This is a genomic window from Pseudomonas sp. RA_35y_Pfl2_P32, assembly GCF_963970735.1.
GTDB lineage: Bacteria > Pseudomonadota > Gammaproteobacteria > Pseudomonadales > Pseudomonadaceae > Aquipseudomonas.
In genome coordinates, this window is the sequence record NZ_CAXAQF010000197.1 from 1 (window position 1) to 529 (window position 529).

At 66.7% G+C, this 529-nt stretch carries 1 protein-coding gene; it reads left to right on the plus strand.

The genetic code is table 11. From position 1 onward, the window contains the following. Window positions 1–529 (plus strand): NAD(P)-dependent oxidoreductase (locus AACY45_RS27845; RefSeq protein ID WP_339548693.1); only part of this gene is annotated, 529 nt, incomplete at both ends.

Below are 529 nucleotides of genomic sequence, written 5' to 3' on the forward strand. Positions count from 1 at the left end.
GCCTGGCCGAGGGCGAGAAGCTGGTGCGTTCGGGCGAATGGAAGGGCTGGACGCCGGGCGGGATGCTCGGCCACCGCATTGGCGGCAAGGCGCTCGGGATTCTCGGCATGGGGCGAATCGGCCAGGCGGTCGCAAGGCGGGCGCGCGCCTTTGGGCTGACGATCCATTATCACAATCGCCACCGCCTGCCCAAGGTGGTAGAAGCTGAACTGCAGGCGCAGTGGCACCCCAATCTCGACGAGATGCTGTCGGCGATCGACATCCTGACCATCCACACCCCGCGCAACCCCGATAGCGAAGGGCTGATCGACGCTGGCCGGATCGCGCTGTTGCGGCCGCATGTCTATGTTATCAACACCTCACGCGGCGGGATCGTCGACGAAGGCGCGCTGATCGTGGCGCTGGAAGGCGGACGGCTGGCCGGGGCCGGGCTCGATGTATGGCAGCACGAGCCGCAAATCGACCCGCGCCTGCTCGCCTTGCCCAATGTCGTGATGACTCCTCACATGGGCTCCGCCACCTTCGAGGG